Genomic DNA, 14,178 nt, shown 5'->3' with positions numbered 1-14,178 from the left:
GCATGGCACATCACCACGAATCCAAGGGTCCGGTCGGCCCCGCGCCGCTGCCGCACCAGGTGGTCTATACCACCCTGCATTACGACACCCCGTGGTCGTACGAAAGCTACCTGAAGACCGGTGGCTACGCCGCCCTGCGCAAGATCCTCGAAGAGAAGATCCCGCCGGAGCAGGTCATCGAGATGGTCAAGGCCTCGGGCCTGCGCGGCCGCGGTGGCGCAGGCTTCCCGACCGGCCTGAAGTGGTCCTTCATGCCCAAGGGCAACATGCAGAAGTACATCCTCTGCAACTCGGACGAATCCGAGCCGGGCACCTGCAAGGACCGCGATATCCTGCGCTACAACCCGCATTCGGTGGTGGAAGGCATGGCGATCGCCTGCTACGCCACCGGTTCGACCGTGGGTTACAACTACCTGCGCGGTGAGTTCCACCACGAGCCGTTCGAGCACTTCGAGCAGGCCCTGGCCGACGCCTATGCGAACGGCTGGCTGGGCAAGAACATCCTCGGCAGCGGCGTGGACATCGACATCTACGGCGCGCTGGGCGCCGGCGCGTACATCTGCGGCGAAGAAACCGCGCTGATGGAATCGCTGGAGGGCAAGAAGGGCCAGCCGCGCTACAAGCCGCCGTTCCCGGCCAATTTCGGCCTGTATGGCAAGCCGTCGACGATCAACAACACCGAAACCTATGGTTCGGTGCCGGCGATCATCCGCAACGGTCCGGAGTGGTTCAAGGGCCTGAGCCTGACCGCCAACGGCGGTCCGAAGTGCTTCTCGGTGTCCGGCTGCGTGCAGAATGGCGGCAACTTCGAAGTGCCGCTCGGCACCAAATTCCACGACCTGCTGGAAATGGCCGGTGGCCTGCGTCCGGGCCGCACGCTGAAGGGCGCGATCCCGGGCGGCGTGTCGATGCCGGTGCTGACCGCGGCCGAGCTGAAGGACCTGCCGATGGACTACGACACCATCCGCGCGCTGGGCTCCGGCCTGGGTTCGGGCGCGATCGTGGTGCTCGACGACAGCGTCTGCTGCGTCAAGTTCGCCTGCCGCATCAGCCAGTTCTTCCACAAGGAATCCTGTGGCCAGTGCACCCCGTGCCGTGAGGGCACCGGCTGGATGCACCGCGTGCTGGAGCGCATCGTCGCCGGCAAGGCCACGATGGAAGACCTGCACCAGCTGAAGGCGGTGGCCGGCCAGATCGAAGGCCACACCATCTGTGCGTTCGGTGAAGCGGCTGCATGGCCCATCCAGGGCTTCCTGCGCCAGTTCTGGGACGAATTCGAGTACTACATCGTCAACGGTCATTCGATGGTTGACGGCAAGAAGGTGGAGGCAGCCGCCGCATGAGCGCGCAACCCGTAAACCCGAACGTGCCACCGGATCACGTGACCATCGAAATCGATGGCAAGTCCCTGGTCGTGCCCAAGGGTTCGATGATCATCCAGGCGGCCGACAAGGCCGGCATTTCGATTCCGCGCTTCTGCTACCACGAGAAGCTGCCGATCGCCGCCAACTGCCGCATGTGCCTGGTGGACGTGGAAAAGTCGCCGAAGCCGGCGCCGGCCTGCGCCACTCCGGTGATGGATGGCATGAAGGTCGCCACCCGCAGCGAGAAGGCACTGAAGTTCCAGCGCTCGGTGATGGAGTTCCTGCTCATCAACCACCCCCTTGACTGCCCGATCTGCGATCAGGGCGGCGAGTGCGAGCTGCAGGACGTGTCGCTGGGCTATGGCCGATCGGTCAGCCGCTTCAACGAGCGCAAGCGCGTGGTGCCGGACGAGGACATGGGCCCGCTGGTCGCCACCGAGATGACCCGCTGCATCCAGTGCACCCGCTGCGTCCGCTTCACCGCCGACGTCGCCGGTACCTACGAACTGGGTGGCATGTACCGCGGTGAGAACCTGCAGATCGGTACCTTCGACGGCAAGCCGCTGACCACCGAACTGTCCGGCAACGTCGTCGACGTCTGCCCGGTCGGCGCACTGACCAACAAGGTGTTCCAGTTCCGCGCCCGCCCGTGGGAACTGACCGCGCGCGAGTCGCTGGGCTACCACGACGCGATGGGTTCGAACCTGTTCCTGCACGTGCGTCGCGGCGAAGTGCTGCGCACCGTGCCGCGCGACAACGAAGCGGTGAACGAGTGCTGGCTGTCCGACCGTGACCGCTACTCGCACCAGGGCCTGTACAGCGAAGACCGTGCGGTCAAGCCGCTGCGCAAGGTCAATGGTGAGTGGAAGGAAGTGAGCTGGGCCGAAGGCCTGGCCGCGGCCGCCGAGATCCTCAAGGTCAACCAGGGCGACAACCTGGGCGTGCTGGTGCATCCGTCCACCTCGAACGAGGAAGGCGCGCTGCTGGCCCGCCTGGCCAAGGGCCTGGGCTCGAGCAACATCGACCACCGCATCAACAACCGCGATTTCTCCGACGCTGCAACCGCCGAAGTGTTCGGCCTGCCGCTGGCCGAAATCGAAGGCGCCGACCGCATCGTCGTTCTGGGCAGCAACATCCGCCACGAACTGCCGCTGCTGCACGCCCGCCTGCGCAAGGCGCAGACCACCAAGGGCGCGAAGATCCACGTCGTCAACCCGGTGGACTTCGACTTCGCCTTCAGCATTGCCGGCAAGCAGATCGTCGCCCCGTCGAAGTTCGTCGACGCGCTGGCCAACGCCGAGCTGCGTTCGGCAGTGCAGGGCGGCAACAACACCGTGCTGATCGTCGGTGGCATCGCCGAGAACCACCCGCAGGCTGCCGCGATCCGCGCCGCTGCGCGTGAGTTCGCCGCCGCCACCGGTGCCAAGCTGTGCCGCATCCCGCAGGGCGCCAACGCCGTGGGCCTGACCCGCGCCGGCGTGCTGCCGGCCGGCAAGGACGTCGCCGCGATGCTGGCGCAGCCGCGCCAGGCCTACGTGGTGTACGGCCTGGAGCCGGGCCTGGATTTCGCCGATGCACCTGCCGCGCGCAAGGCGCTGGCCGGTGCCCAGGTGGTGGCCTTCAGTCAGTTCGCCTGTGCCTCGACCCGCGACGTCGCCGACGTGATCCTGCCGATCGGTGCGCTGCCGGAAATCGACGCCACCCTGACCAACCTCGATGGTCGCGAGCAGTCGGCCCGTGCCGGCGGCAAGCTGCCGGGCGAGGCCCGTGAAGGCTGGCGCGTGCTGCGCGCCTTGGGCGGCGACATGGCGCTGACCGGTTTCGACTTCACCGACCTGGCCGGCCTGCGTGCCAGCCTGGCCCCGGTGTCGGTCACCGTTGCCGCTTCGGCGCAGCCGGTGATTGCCGGCGAAGGCCTGGAAGTGGCTTCGACCGCCGCGATCTACCGCACCGATGCGGTGGTCCGTCGCGCCCCGGCGCTGCAGTCGCATCCGCTCAACAACGCCCCGCGCATCGTGCTGAACGCTGAAGATGCCGCTCGCCTGCAGCTGCAGGAAGGGCAGATGGCCAAGGTCGGCACCGATGCCGGCAAGGCCACCCTGCCGGTGGTGGTCGACGCCCGCGTCGCTGCGGGTTCGGTCTGGATTGAATCGGGCCACGGCGCGACCGCGCCGCTGGGTGCCGCTCGCGTAACGGTGGTGGCTGCATGAACGAATTGCTGTTGAACGCGGTCGACCCGCTGCACCAGTGGCTGCTTGGCCTCGGTGACATCGGCGCGCTGATCTGGATCATCCTGAAGATCCTGGTGATCACCGTTCCGGTGATCATCTCGGTGGCCTTCTACGTGGTCTGGGAACGCAAGCTGATCGGCTGGATGCACGTCCGCCACGGCCCGATGTACGTGGGCATGGGCATCTTCCAGGCCTTCGCCGACGTCTTCAAGCTGCTGTTCAAGGAAGTGGTCCAGCCGAGCAGCGCCAACAAGGCGATCTACCTGCTGGCACCGCTGATCACCCTGGCCCCGGCCTTCGCGGCCTGGTCGGTGGTCCCCTTCGATTCGCAGATCGTGCTGTCCAATGCCAACGCCGGCCTGCTGTACCTGCTGGCGATGACCTCGCTGGGCATCTACGGCATCATCCTGGCCGGTTGGGCGTCCAACTCGAAGTACGCGTTCCTGGGTGCCATGCGCGCCTCGGCGCAGATGATCAGCTACGAAATCGCCATGGGCTTCGCCCTGGTCGGCGTGATGATCGCCGCTGGCAGCCTGAACCTGAGCAATATCGTGATGGCGCAGGCCGGCAGCTCCGGCTTCTTCGACTGGTTCCTGCTGCCGCTGTTCCCGCTGTTCGTCATCTACTGGGTGTCGGGCGTGGCTGAAACCAACCGCGCGCCGTTCGACGTGGTGGAAGGCGAATCGGAAATCGTCGCCGGCCACATGGTCGAATACTCCGGCGGTGCCTTCGCGCTGTTCTTCCTGGCCGAATACGCGAACATGATCCTGATCAGCTTCCTGATCTCGATCTTCTTCCTCGGCGGCTGGCTGAGCCCGGTCCAGGGCTGGGTCAACTTCGGCGATGTCTCGCCGCTGGTCGACTGGATCTGGAAGGGCGGTGCACCGTGGCTGTTCGTCAAGGTGTTCTTCTTCGCCAGTGCCTACATCTGGTTCCGTGCCAGCTTCCCGCGCTTCCGCTACGACCAGATCATGCGCCTGGGCTGGAAGGTCTTCATCCCGCTGGCCATTCTGTGGATCGCGGTTACCGCCGTCATGGTGTTCTTCGGCGTGATTCAAAAGGGCGTCTAAAGTGATGAACAGGATTACCCATTACTTCAAGAGCCTGCTGCTGCTCGAACTGCTGGCGGGTCTCTGGCTGACGCTGAAGTACAGCTTCAAGCCGAAGTACACGATGATGTACCCGATGGAGAAGTTCCCGCAGTCGCCGCGCTTCCGTGGCCTGCACGCGCTGCGCCGTTACCCCAACGGCGAAGAGCGCTGCATTGCCTGCAAGCTGTGCGAAGCGGTGTGCCCGGCCCTGGCCATCACCATCGACTCGGCCAAGCGCGAGGACGGCACCCGCCGCACCACCCGCTACGACATCGACCTGTTCAAGTGCATCTTCTGCGGCTTCTGCGAAGAAAGCTGCCCGGTGGACTCGATCGTCGAAACCCACATCCTCGAGTACCACTTCGAGAACCGTGGCGAAAACATCGTTACCAAGCCGCAGCTGCTGGCCCTTGGCGATCGTCTCGAAAACGAGATCGCCGAGCGTCGTGCCGCCGATGCCGCTTACCGCTGAGGTCGAGAGATGGATTGGGTAAATATCGCTTTCTGGGTGTTCGCCATCGCGGCAACGGTTTCGGCCGGTGCGGTGATCAGCGTGCGCAACCCGGTGCATGCAGTGCTGTGCCTGGTGCTGACCTTCTTCTCCATTGCCTGCGTGTGGCTGCTGGTGGGCGCCGAGTTCCTCGGTGTGGCGCTGGTGCTGGTCTACGTCGGCGCGGTGATGGTGCTGTTCCTGTTCGTGGTGATGATGCTGGACATCGACCCCACCAAGATGCGTGAAGGCTGGGTGCGCTACCTGCCGGTCGGCCTGATCGTGGCAGTGGCGATGCTGGTGCAGATGCTGATCCTCATCGGCGTGAAGGGCAGGGCGGTCACTCCGTTCCCGGCCGACAACGCCGCTGCGGTCGCTGCCGACAGCTCCAACGTCACCTGGCTGGCGCGCACGCTGTTCACCGAATACCTGCTGCCGTTCGAGTTCGCCGCCGTCATCCTGACCGTGGCCGTGGTCGCCGCCGTGATGCTGACCCTGCGTCGCCGTACCGGCGTGAAGAGCCAGAACCCGGGTGAGCAGACCATGGTCAAGGCCGGCCAGCGCCTGCGCATGGTCAAGATGGGCGCCGAAGCACCGGTCGTGCACAGCAACAGCAAGCCGGCCACCGGCGAGGAGACCCAGCCGTGATTACCCTTGGCCACATGCTTGCGCTTGGCGCGGTGCTGTTCGCCATCAGCCTGGCCGGCATCTTCCTCAACCGGAAGAATGTCATCGTCCTGCTGATGTCGATCGAGCTGATGCTGCTGTCGGTGAACATCAATTTCGTCGGCTTCTCGCGTCAGCTGGGCGATCCGTCCGGCCAGCTGTTCGTGTTCTTCATCCTGACCGTCGCCGCCGCGGAAGCCGCCATCGGCCTGGCGATCCTGGTGACCCTGTTCCGTACCCGCCGCACGATCAATGTCGGCGAAGTCGATTCGTTGAAGGGCTGATCCACAGATGGAAATCACTCTCTCCAAGAGTCTGTTGATCGCAGTGGTGCTTGCACCGCTGTTCGGCAGCATCATCGCCGGCCTGTTCGGTCGCCAGGTCAAGCGCTTCGGCGCGCAGACCATCACCATCCTCGGCGTCGCGGTAGCCTGCGGCCTGTCGATGTACACGTTCTACCAGCTGATGTGGGGCGGCGCGCAGCCGTTCAACCAGAACATCTACACGTTCTTCGAAGTCGGCCAGTATTCGGCGCACGTCGGCTTCATGGTCGACAAGCTGACCGCGATGATGATGGTGGTGGTGACCTTCGTGTCGCTGCTGGTCCACATCTACACGATCGGCTACATGCAGGACGACCCGGGCTACCAGCGGTTCTTCAGCTACATCTCGCTGTTCACCTTCTCGATGCTCACCCTGGTGATGAGCAACAACTTCCTGCAGCTGTTCTTCGGCTGGGAAGCGGTGGGCCTGGTGTCGTACCTGCTGATCGGCTTCTGGTTCAAGCGTCCGACCGCGATCTTCGCCAACATGAAGGCGTTCCTGGTCAACCGCGTCGGTGACTTCGGCTTCCTGCTGGGTATCGCCGGCGTGCTGTGGGTGTTCGGCACCCTGGACTACTCGCAGGTGTTCTCGCAGGCCGGCATGCTGGCTGACCCGCGCGCCCAGCTGCAGATCTGGGACGGCACGCTCCTGGGCATGCAGCTGCTGAACGAGCCGGTGATCTGGTCGATCGCCACCGTCATCTGCATCTGCCTGTTCATCGGCGCCATGGGCAAGTCGGCCCAGGTCCCGCTGCACGTGTGGCTGCCGGACTCGATGGAAGGCCCGACCCCGATCTCGGCACTGATCCACGCCGCGACGATGGTGACCGCCGGTATCTTCATGGTCACCCGCATGTCGCCGCTGTTCGAGCTGTCGCAGACGGCGCTGAACTTCGTGCTGTTCATCGGTGCCACCACCGCGTTCTTCACCGGCCTGATCGGCATCGTGCAGAACGACATCAAGCGCGTCGTCGCGTACTCCACGCTGTCGCAGCTGGGCTACATGACCGTCGCCCTGGGCGTGTCGGCCTACTCGGCCGCCGTGTTCCACCTGATGACCCACGCCTTCTTCAAGGCCCTGCTGTTCCTGGGCGCCGGCTCGGTCATCATCGCGATGCACCACGAGCAGGACATGCGCAAGATGGGCGGCCTGCGCAAGTACATGCCGATCACCTTCATCACCATGTGGATCGGTACGCTGGCCCTGGTTGGTACGCCGTTCTTCTCCGGCTTCTACTCGAAGGACACGATCATCGAGGCGGCCGAGATCCACGCCCACATGCAGAACAGCTGGGTGGCCACCTATGGCTACTGGGCGGTGCTGGGTGGCGTGCTGGTGACCAGCTTCTACAGCTTCCGACTGCTGTTCATGACCTTCCACGGCAAGGAGCGTTTCCGCGACGCGCACGACGATCATGGCCACGGCCATGACGATCACCACGCCGCCGATGCCCACCATGGCGATGCCCATGACGACCACGGCCATGGCCACGGTCCGCATGAACCGCATGAAACCCCGTGGGTGGTGACCCTGCCGCTGATCCTGCTGGCCATCCCGTCGATCGCCATCGGTTTCTTCAGCATCGGTCCGATGCTGCACGGCACCGACTGGGCCGGCAACCATGCGCACGAGGCGATCAAGGGCCAGGCGCAGACGTTCTTCACCGGCATCGTCGACTTCTACGATCCGGCCAAGAACACCGTCGCGTTCCTGGGTGAAGAGTTCCATGGCCCGGTGGCGTTCGCGCTGCACGGCATGATGCTGCCGCCGTTCTGGCTGACCCTGGCGGGCTTCCTGCTGGCTGCGCTGTTCTACCTGTGGAAGCCGGACCTCTCGGGCAAGGCACGCAAGACCTTCGCCCCGATCGTTTCGGTGCTGGAAAACAAGTACGGCTTCGACAAGCTGTGGATCGATGGCTTTGCCGGTGGCAGCGTCAAGCTGGGCAAGGTCTCGCGCTGGATCGACAGCAACATCGTCGACGGCGTGGTCAATCTCTCGGCACGTGTTGTGGACGTTGCAGCCGGCGTGCTGCGTCGTACCCAATCCGGTTTCCTCTATCACTACGCCTTCGCGATGATCATCGGCCTGATTGCCCTGCTGGGCGTGCTGATGCATTACCTGCGTTGATGACCTGTACGGAATAAGAAGACGTGTCGAACTGGCCTCTACTCAGTGTCCTCATCTGGCTGCCGATCATCGGTGGCGCCCTGATCCTTGCGATCCGTGATGCACAGACTGCCCGCTGGGCGTCGCTGGGCGTCGCGGTGCTCACCTTCGTTGCAAGCCTCTCGCTGCTGAGCGGCTACAACGCGGGCATCGACGGCCTGCAGTTCGTCGAGACCCATGCCTGGATCCCGGCGTACAAGATCGGCTACAACCTGGGCGTGGACGGCATTGCCGTGGCGCTGATCCTGCTGACCACCCTGGTCAGCGTGCTTGCCCTGATCGGCGCCTGGAGCGCCATCGACAAGCGCGTCAACCAGTACGTGGCGGCCTTCCTGATCCTGGAAGGCGTCACCGTCGGCATCTTCGCCGCGACGGACGCGATGCTGTTCTACGTGTTCTTCGAAGCCATGCTGATCCCGATGTTCCTGATCATCGGTGTCTGGGGTGGCCCGCGCCGCATCTACGCAGCACTGAAGTTCTTCCTGTACACCTTCCTCGGCTCGGTGCTGATGCTGGTGGCGCTGATCTACCTGTACATGAAGGGCGGCAGCTTCCAGCTGGCCGACCTGTACGCGCTGCCGCTGTCGGCCAAGGAACAGACCTGGATCTTCTTTGCCTTCCTGATCGCCTTCGCGGTCAAGGTGCCGATGTTCCCGGTCCACACCTGGCTGCCGGACGCCCACGTGGAAGCGCCGACCGCCGGTTCGGTGATCCTGGCCGCCATCGCCCTGAAGATCGGTGGCTACGGCTTCCTGCGCTTCAACCTGCCGATCGTCCCGGACGCGTCGCAGGAATGGGCCTGGCTGGTGATCGCGCTGTCGCTGATCGCGGTGATCTACGTCGGCCTGGTCGCCCTGGTGCAGGACGACATGAAGAAGCTGATCGCCTACTCGTCGATCGCGCACATGGGCTTCGTCACCCTGGGCACCTTCATCGCCCTGTGGCTGGTGCGTGAAGCCGGCAACGCCGATGCTGCCCGCCTGGGCCTGCAGGGCGCCATGGTGCAGATGATCTCGCACGGCTTCGTGTCCGGTGCGATGTTCTCCTGTGTCGGCGTGCTGTACGACCGCATGCACAGCCGCCGCATCGCCGATTACGGCGGCGTGGTCAACGTGATGCCGTGGTTCGCCACCTTCGCCATGCTGTTCTTCATGGCCAATGCGGGCCTGCCGGGCACCAGCGGTTTCGTCGGCGAGTTCATGGTCATCCTGTCGGCCTTCCAGCGTAATCCGTGGATCGCACTGGGCGCGGCCACCACCCTGATCATCGGCGCCGCCTACACCCTGTGGCTGTACAAGCGAATCTTCTTCGGCGAAGTGGCCAACAGCCACGTGGCCGAACTGAAGGACATCAACGGCCGCGAATGGCTGGTGCTGGGCGTGTTCGCCATCGGCGTGCTGGCCCTGGGCATCTACCCCAAGCCGCTGACCGACCTGATGGAGCCCTCGATCGCGAAGCTGGCGATGCAGATCGCATCCAGCAAGCTGCTGTAATTCCAGGATTTGATGATGACCACCTCGCCGCTGCTGCCATTGACCGCCGCTGACCTGCCACCGCTCGCTCCCGAGCTGGTGCTGATCGGCAGCGCCTTCGCCCTGATGATCCTCGACCTGTTCGTCAGCAACCGGAACAAGATCGTCACCCACCTGTTCTCGCTCGCTGCGCTGGCCGTGGTGCTGTTCATGCTGGCCACCGGCGTGGGCGGGCAGGGCGAGGTCTTCCATGGCATGTTCGTGCGCGATACCGCCGCGGACGTGATGAAGACCGGGATCGTGCTGCTCAGCGGCCTGACCCTGGTCTACGGCTGGCGCTACCTGCGTGACCGCAACCTGTTCCAGGGCGAGATCCCGGTGCTGATCCTGTTCGGCACCGCCGGCATGATGATCCTGGTCTCGGCCGGCAGCCTGCTGATGGTCTACCTGGGCCTGGAACTGCTGGCGCTGTGCTCCTACGCACTGGTTGCCAGCAACCGTGAGAACGGTCTGGCCTCGGAAGCGGCGATGAAGTACATCGTGCTGGGTTCGCTGGCCTCGGGCCTGCTGCTGTACGGCATGTCGCTGATCTACGGCGCAACCGGCAGCCTGCACCTGGACGTCATCCGTGACGCCATCCCGCACTCGGAAGAGCGCGTACTGCTGATCACCGGTGCGGTGTTCATGATCGCCGGCGTCGCCTTCAAGCTGGGTGCCGCACCGTTCCACATGTGGCTGCCGGACGTGTACCAGGGTGCTCCGGCACCGATCGCACTGTTCATCAGCTCGGCGCCGAAGCTGGCCGCCTTCGGCATGGCCTACCGCCTGCTGGAAATGGGCGTGGGTCCGCTGTCGACTGAGCTGCAGCTGCTGATCGCCGGCCTGGCCGCGGTCTCGCTGGTCATCGGCAACCTGATGGCCATCGCGCAGAGCAACCTCAAGCGCATGCTGGCGTTCTCCACCGTCTCGCACATCGGCTTCCTGCTGATGGGCATCGCCGGTGGTGGCGCGCAGGGCTATGCCGCCGCGCTGTTCTACGCACTGGCCTACGCCATCATGTCCACCGCCGCCTTCGGCGCGATCATCGCGCTGTCGCGTGCCGGTTTCGAAGCCGAGAACATCGAGGACTTCAAGGGCCTCAATGCCCGCAACCCGTGGATGGCCGGCCTGGTGCTGTGCATCATGGCGTCGCTGGCCGGCATTCCGCCGTTCCTGGGCTTCTGGACCAAGCTGGCGGTGCTGGGCGCGGCCGTCAACGGGGGCCTGCTGTGGCTGGCCATCCTCGGCGTGCTGTGTGCAGTGGTCGGCTGCTTCTACTACCTGCGCGTCATCAAGGTCATGTACTTCGATGAGCCGGTGGGCGAGGCCATGCCGCGCAGCAACGACCGCGTGCTGGGCCTGGTGCTGGGCGTGAACGCGCTGGCGCTGCTGGCGCTGGGCCTGGCCTGGAACCCGATCATGGTCTGGTGCCAGCAGGCATTTGCGCATCTTGCATAAAAGTTGACACAAAGCTGCGCGATTCGTGTAATATGCGCAGCCTGAGTTGTCACTGCAGCGATTCAGCCAGAACATCGTTGCGGTAGCCCTCCTCGAAAAGAGAGCAGGGCAGCAGTTCAAACACTTCCGGTGCGGGGTGGAGCAGTCTGGCAGCTCGTCGGGCTCATAACCCGAAGGTCGCAGGTTCAAATCCTGCCCCCGCTACCAACTTCAGATCGGCGCCAACCGGTTTGATGAATGAGGGAAAGCTTGCATTTTTTGGAGCCAACGCTCATAATTCCGCTTCTGATGCGGGGTGGAGCAGTCTGGCAGCTCGTCGGGCTCATAACCCGAAGGTCGCAGGTTCAAATCCTGCCCCCGCTACCAAGTAAAGAGATCGCCTTCGAAGTCCTGCTTCGAAGGCGTTTTTCTTTGGGCGGCTGCGTCGTTTCTGCGTGATCGGGGTCAGCTCCCTTTTCCGCAGGAAAGGGATCTGACCCCAGGTCCGCACCTTGCACCAGCGCGGTGCAGCCGCTATCATCAGTGGCCTAGCAGTACCCCTGAAGGCGGCCTCCCAGCGGGAGTCCGGACCCGGAAGGAGGGCCGCAACCGGCAGGCACTGCAGGTTGCAACCGGAATCCAGTCACCGGAGTCTTTCCGGAAAAGGGGCCCAGCGGGCCCTTTGTCGTTTCCGGGGCGTCATGTTTTCACGCCGGCCAAGGCCGGCACCCAACCAAGAGATCAAGGCAGGCTGTGAGCGACAAGGCAACCGACATCGCGAATCTGCTCGCCCCGACCGTTGTGTCGCTGGGCCTGGAGCTGCTGGGCGTTGAGTATCTGCCGGCCCCCGGCGGTGCGACCCTGCGCCTTTACATCGACGTGCCGCTGGCTGAACAGCCCGAGCGCATCATCAATGTCGACGACTGTGAGCGGGTCAGCCGCGAAGTGTCGGCGCAGCTGGACGTCGAAGACCCCATCAGCGGCAATTACACGCTGGAAGTGTCCTCGCCGGGCGTGGATCGCCCGCTGTTCAACCTGGAGCAGTTCGCTCGCCACCAGGGCGAATCGGCCAAGGTCACGCTGAAGCTGCCGCAGGACAACCGTCGTCGCCTGCAGGGCCGTATCGAGGCAACCGACGAGGCCGCAGGCACCATCACCTTCATCGTCGACAAGACCGAAGTGGTGGTGTCGGCCGACAACATCGACAAGGCACGGATCATGCCCGACTGGGTGGCGCTGGGGCTGGCCCCGAGCAAGCCGACCGGTCCGGCGCCGAAGCGTCCGAAGCCGAACACGAATTCTTCTTCCAACGAGCCGGCGGCAAAGAAGCCGCGCGCGGAGTGAGCCAATGAGCAAGGAACTGTTGCTGGTAGTCGACGCGGTCGCCAACGAGAAGGGCGTGCCGCGTGAAGTGATCTTCGATGCCATCGAGGCCGCCCTGGCCTCGGCAGCGAAGAAGCGCTATCCCGACGAGGAAGTGCTGACCCGCGTGGTCATCGACCACAAGGATGGCAGCTACGAAACCTTCCGCCGCTGGGAAGTGGTGGCCGACGACGTGGTCATGGAATCGCCGGACCGCCAGATCCGCCTGATGGACGCCGTCGACGAAGCCGAAGGCGTGGACGTCGGCGACTACATCGAAGAGCAGATCGAGAACCCGGACTTCGGCCGCATCGCCGCCCAGGCCGCCAAGCAGGTCATCGTCCAGCGCGTGCGTGAAGCCGAGCGCCAGCAGGTCGTGGATGCGTGGAAGGATCGCGTCGGCGAACTGATCACCGGTGTGGTCAAGCGCGCCGAGCGCGGCAACATCTATGTCGACCTCGGTGGCAATGCCGAAGGCTTCATTCCGAAGGACAAGGGCATTCCGCGCGACGTGCTGCGCGCTGGTGACCGCGTGCGCGGCTACCTGGCCGAAGTCCGTTCGGAACCCCGTGGCCCGCAGCTGTTCATCAGCCGCGCCGCCCCGGAATTCATGATCGAGCTGTTCAAGCTGGAAGTGCCGGAAGTCGGCCAGGGCCTGGTGGAAATCAAGGCCTGCGCCCGTGATCCGGGCGACCGCGCCAAGATCGCCGTGCTCGCCCACGACCAGCGCACCGATCCGATCGGTGCCTGCATCGGCATGCGCGGTTCGCGCGTGCAGGCCGTGTCCAACGAGCTCAATGGCGAGCGCGTGGACATCGTGCTGTGGAACGACAACCCGGCCAACTTCGTCATCAACGCGATGGCGCCGGCCGAAGTGCAGTCGATCATCGTCGATGAAGACAAGCACTCGATGGACCTGGCCGTTGCCGAAGACCGCCTGGCCCAGGCGATCGGCAAGGGCGGCCAGAACGTGCGCCTGGCCAGCCGCCTGACCGGCTGGCAGCTCAACGTGATGACCCAGGACCAGGTCACCGCCAAGTCGGAGGCCGAGCAGGCTTCGGCCCGCCAGCTGTTCATGGACAAGCTGGAAGTGGACGAGGAAATCGCCGGCATCCTGGTCAGCGAAGGCTTCGGCACCGTCGAGGAAATCGCATATGTCCCGGTCGGCGAACTGCTGGCCGTGGAAGGTTTCGACGAAGACATCGTCGAAGAGCTGCGCGCTCGTGCCCGCGATGCGCTGCTCAATGAGGCCCTGGCAGTCGAAGAAGGCCTTGAAGACGGCCAGCCGGCGCAGGACCTGCTGTCCCTGAAGGGCATGGACGAAGCCACCGCATATGCGCTGGCCGGCCACGGCGTGCGTACCAGCGAGGACCTGTCCGACCTGGCCGCCGACGAGGTCATGGACTTCGGCATCGAAGGACTGGATCAGGCGCGCGCCGCTGCGCTGATCCTGGCCGCCCGTGCCGAAGAGATCGCCCGACTGGAACGCGGCGAATGAGCCGGCAATGAACAGGGCCCTGAGCCGCTCAGGGCGTA

General features: G+C 64.5%; 11 protein-coding genes and 2 tRNA genes. All 13 read left to right on the top strand.

Annotated features, from left to right (window positions below; genetic code table 11):
- Window positions 1–2: 2 nt before the first annotated feature.
- Window positions 3–1,343, top strand: coding sequence for an NADH-quinone oxidoreductase subunit NuoF (gene nuoF / locus AC5P67_RS04610; RefSeq protein WP_010486436.1), 1,341 nt, complete (start codon window positions 3–5; stop codon window positions 1,341–1,343).
- The gene (gene nuoG, locus AC5P67_RS04605; protein WP_495214336.1) at window positions 1,340–3,574 is read left to right on the top strand and encodes an NADH-quinone oxidoreductase subunit NuoG; all 2,235 of its coding nucleotides are present in this window, start codon (window positions 1,340–1,342) and stop codon (window positions 3,572–3,574) included. The genes nuoF and nuoG overlap by 4 nt, the downstream gene beginning before the upstream one ends.
- Window positions 3,571–4,665, top strand: a complete 1,095-nt coding sequence (nuoH, locus tag AC5P67_RS04600) for an NADH-quinone oxidoreductase subunit NuoH (protein ID WP_005410457.1) — start codon at window positions 3,571–3,573, stop codon at window positions 4,663–4,665. Before nuoG ends, nuoH begins: the two co-directional genes overlap by 4 nt.
- A gap of 4 nt (window positions 4,666–4,669) precedes the next feature.
- A complete protein-coding gene (gene nuoI / locus AC5P67_RS04595) occupies window positions 4,670–5,158 on the top strand; it encodes an NADH-quinone oxidoreductase subunit NuoI (protein WP_005410456.1) in 489 nt (162 codons plus the stop codon).
- Window positions 5,159–5,167: 9 nt separating this feature from the next.
- A complete protein-coding gene (locus AC5P67_RS04590) occupies window positions 5,168–5,824 on the top strand; it encodes an NADH-quinone oxidoreductase subunit J (RefSeq protein WP_010486441.1) in 657 nt (218 codons plus the stop codon).
- Window positions 5,821–6,126, top strand: a complete 306-nt coding sequence (nuoK, locus tag AC5P67_RS04585; RefSeq protein WP_005410454.1) for an NADH-quinone oxidoreductase subunit NuoK — start codon at window positions 5,821–5,823, stop codon at window positions 6,124–6,126. Before AC5P67_RS04590 ends, nuoK begins: the two co-directional genes overlap by 4 nt.
- A 7-nt stretch (window positions 6,127–6,133) precedes the next feature.
- Window positions 6,134–8,293: an NADH-quinone oxidoreductase subunit L gene (gene nuoL / locus AC5P67_RS04580; protein ID WP_012480880.1), complete on the top strand. Its 2,160-nt coding sequence runs from the start codon at window positions 6,134–6,136 to the stop codon at window positions 8,291–8,293.
- 23 nt (window positions 8,294–8,316) lie between these two features.
- Window positions 8,317–9,825, top strand: a complete 1,509-nt coding sequence (locus AC5P67_RS04575; RefSeq protein ID WP_005410452.1) for an NADH-quinone oxidoreductase subunit M — start codon at window positions 8,317–8,319, stop codon at window positions 9,823–9,825.
- Window positions 9,826–9,840: 15 nt separating this feature from the next.
- Window positions 9,841–11,301, top strand: a complete 1,461-nt coding sequence (gene nuoN / locus AC5P67_RS04570) for an NADH-quinone oxidoreductase subunit NuoN (RefSeq protein WP_005410451.1) — start codon at window positions 9,841–9,843, stop codon at window positions 11,299–11,301.
- A gap of 130 nt (window positions 11,302–11,431) precedes the next feature.
- A tRNA-Met gene (locus AC5P67_RS04565) sits at window positions 11,432–11,508 on the top strand.
- A gap of 82 nt (window positions 11,509–11,590) precedes the next feature.
- A tRNA-Met gene (locus tag AC5P67_RS04560) sits at window positions 11,591–11,667 on the top strand.
- A gap of 366 nt (window positions 11,668–12,033) precedes the next feature.
- Window positions 12,034–12,624, top strand: coding sequence for a ribosome maturation factor RimP (gene rimP / locus AC5P67_RS04555; protein ID WP_005410450.1), 591 nt, complete (start codon window positions 12,034–12,036; stop codon window positions 12,622–12,624).
- 4 nt (window positions 12,625–12,628) lie between these two features.
- The gene (gene nusA, locus AC5P67_RS04550; protein ID WP_005410449.1) at window positions 12,629–14,140 is read left to right on the top strand and encodes a transcription termination factor NusA; all 1,512 of its coding nucleotides are present in this window, start codon (window positions 12,629–12,631) and stop codon (window positions 14,138–14,140) included.
- The last annotated feature ends 38 nt before the right edge of the window (window positions 14,141–14,178 follow it).

This window comes from Stenotrophomonas sp. YJH_SMC_21, from assembly GCF_059369555.1.
This window is presented reverse-complemented; position numbering and strand designations above follow the sequence as displayed.

Coding starts and splice junctions, on each gene's coding strand:
- nusA (WP_005410449.1), top strand. CDS start 12,629: ATGAGCAAGGAACTGTTGCTGGTAGTCGACGCGGTCGCCAACGAGAAG.
- nuoH (WP_005410457.1), top strand. CDS start 3,571: ATGAACGAATTGCTGTTGAACGCGGTCGACCCGCTGCACCAGTGGCTG.
- nuoN (WP_005410451.1), top strand. CDS start 9,841: ATGACCACCTCGCCGCTGCTGCCATTGACCGCCGCTGACCTGCCACCG.
- nuoL (WP_012480880.1), top strand. CDS start 6,134: ATGGAAATCACTCTCTCCAAGAGTCTGTTGATCGCAGTGGTGCTTGCA.
- nuoF (WP_010486436.1), top strand. CDS start 3: ATGGCACATCACCACGAATCCAAGGGTCCGGTCGGCCCCGCGCCGCTG.
- nuoG (WP_495214336.1), top strand. CDS start 1,340: ATGAGCGCGCAACCCGTAAACCCGAACGTGCCACCGGATCACGTGACC.
- nuoI (WP_005410456.1), top strand. CDS start 4,670: ATGAACAGGATTACCCATTACTTCAAGAGCCTGCTGCTGCTCGAACTG.
- AC5P67_RS04590 (WP_010486441.1), top strand. CDS start 5,168: ATGGATTGGGTAAATATCGCTTTCTGGGTGTTCGCCATCGCGGCAACG.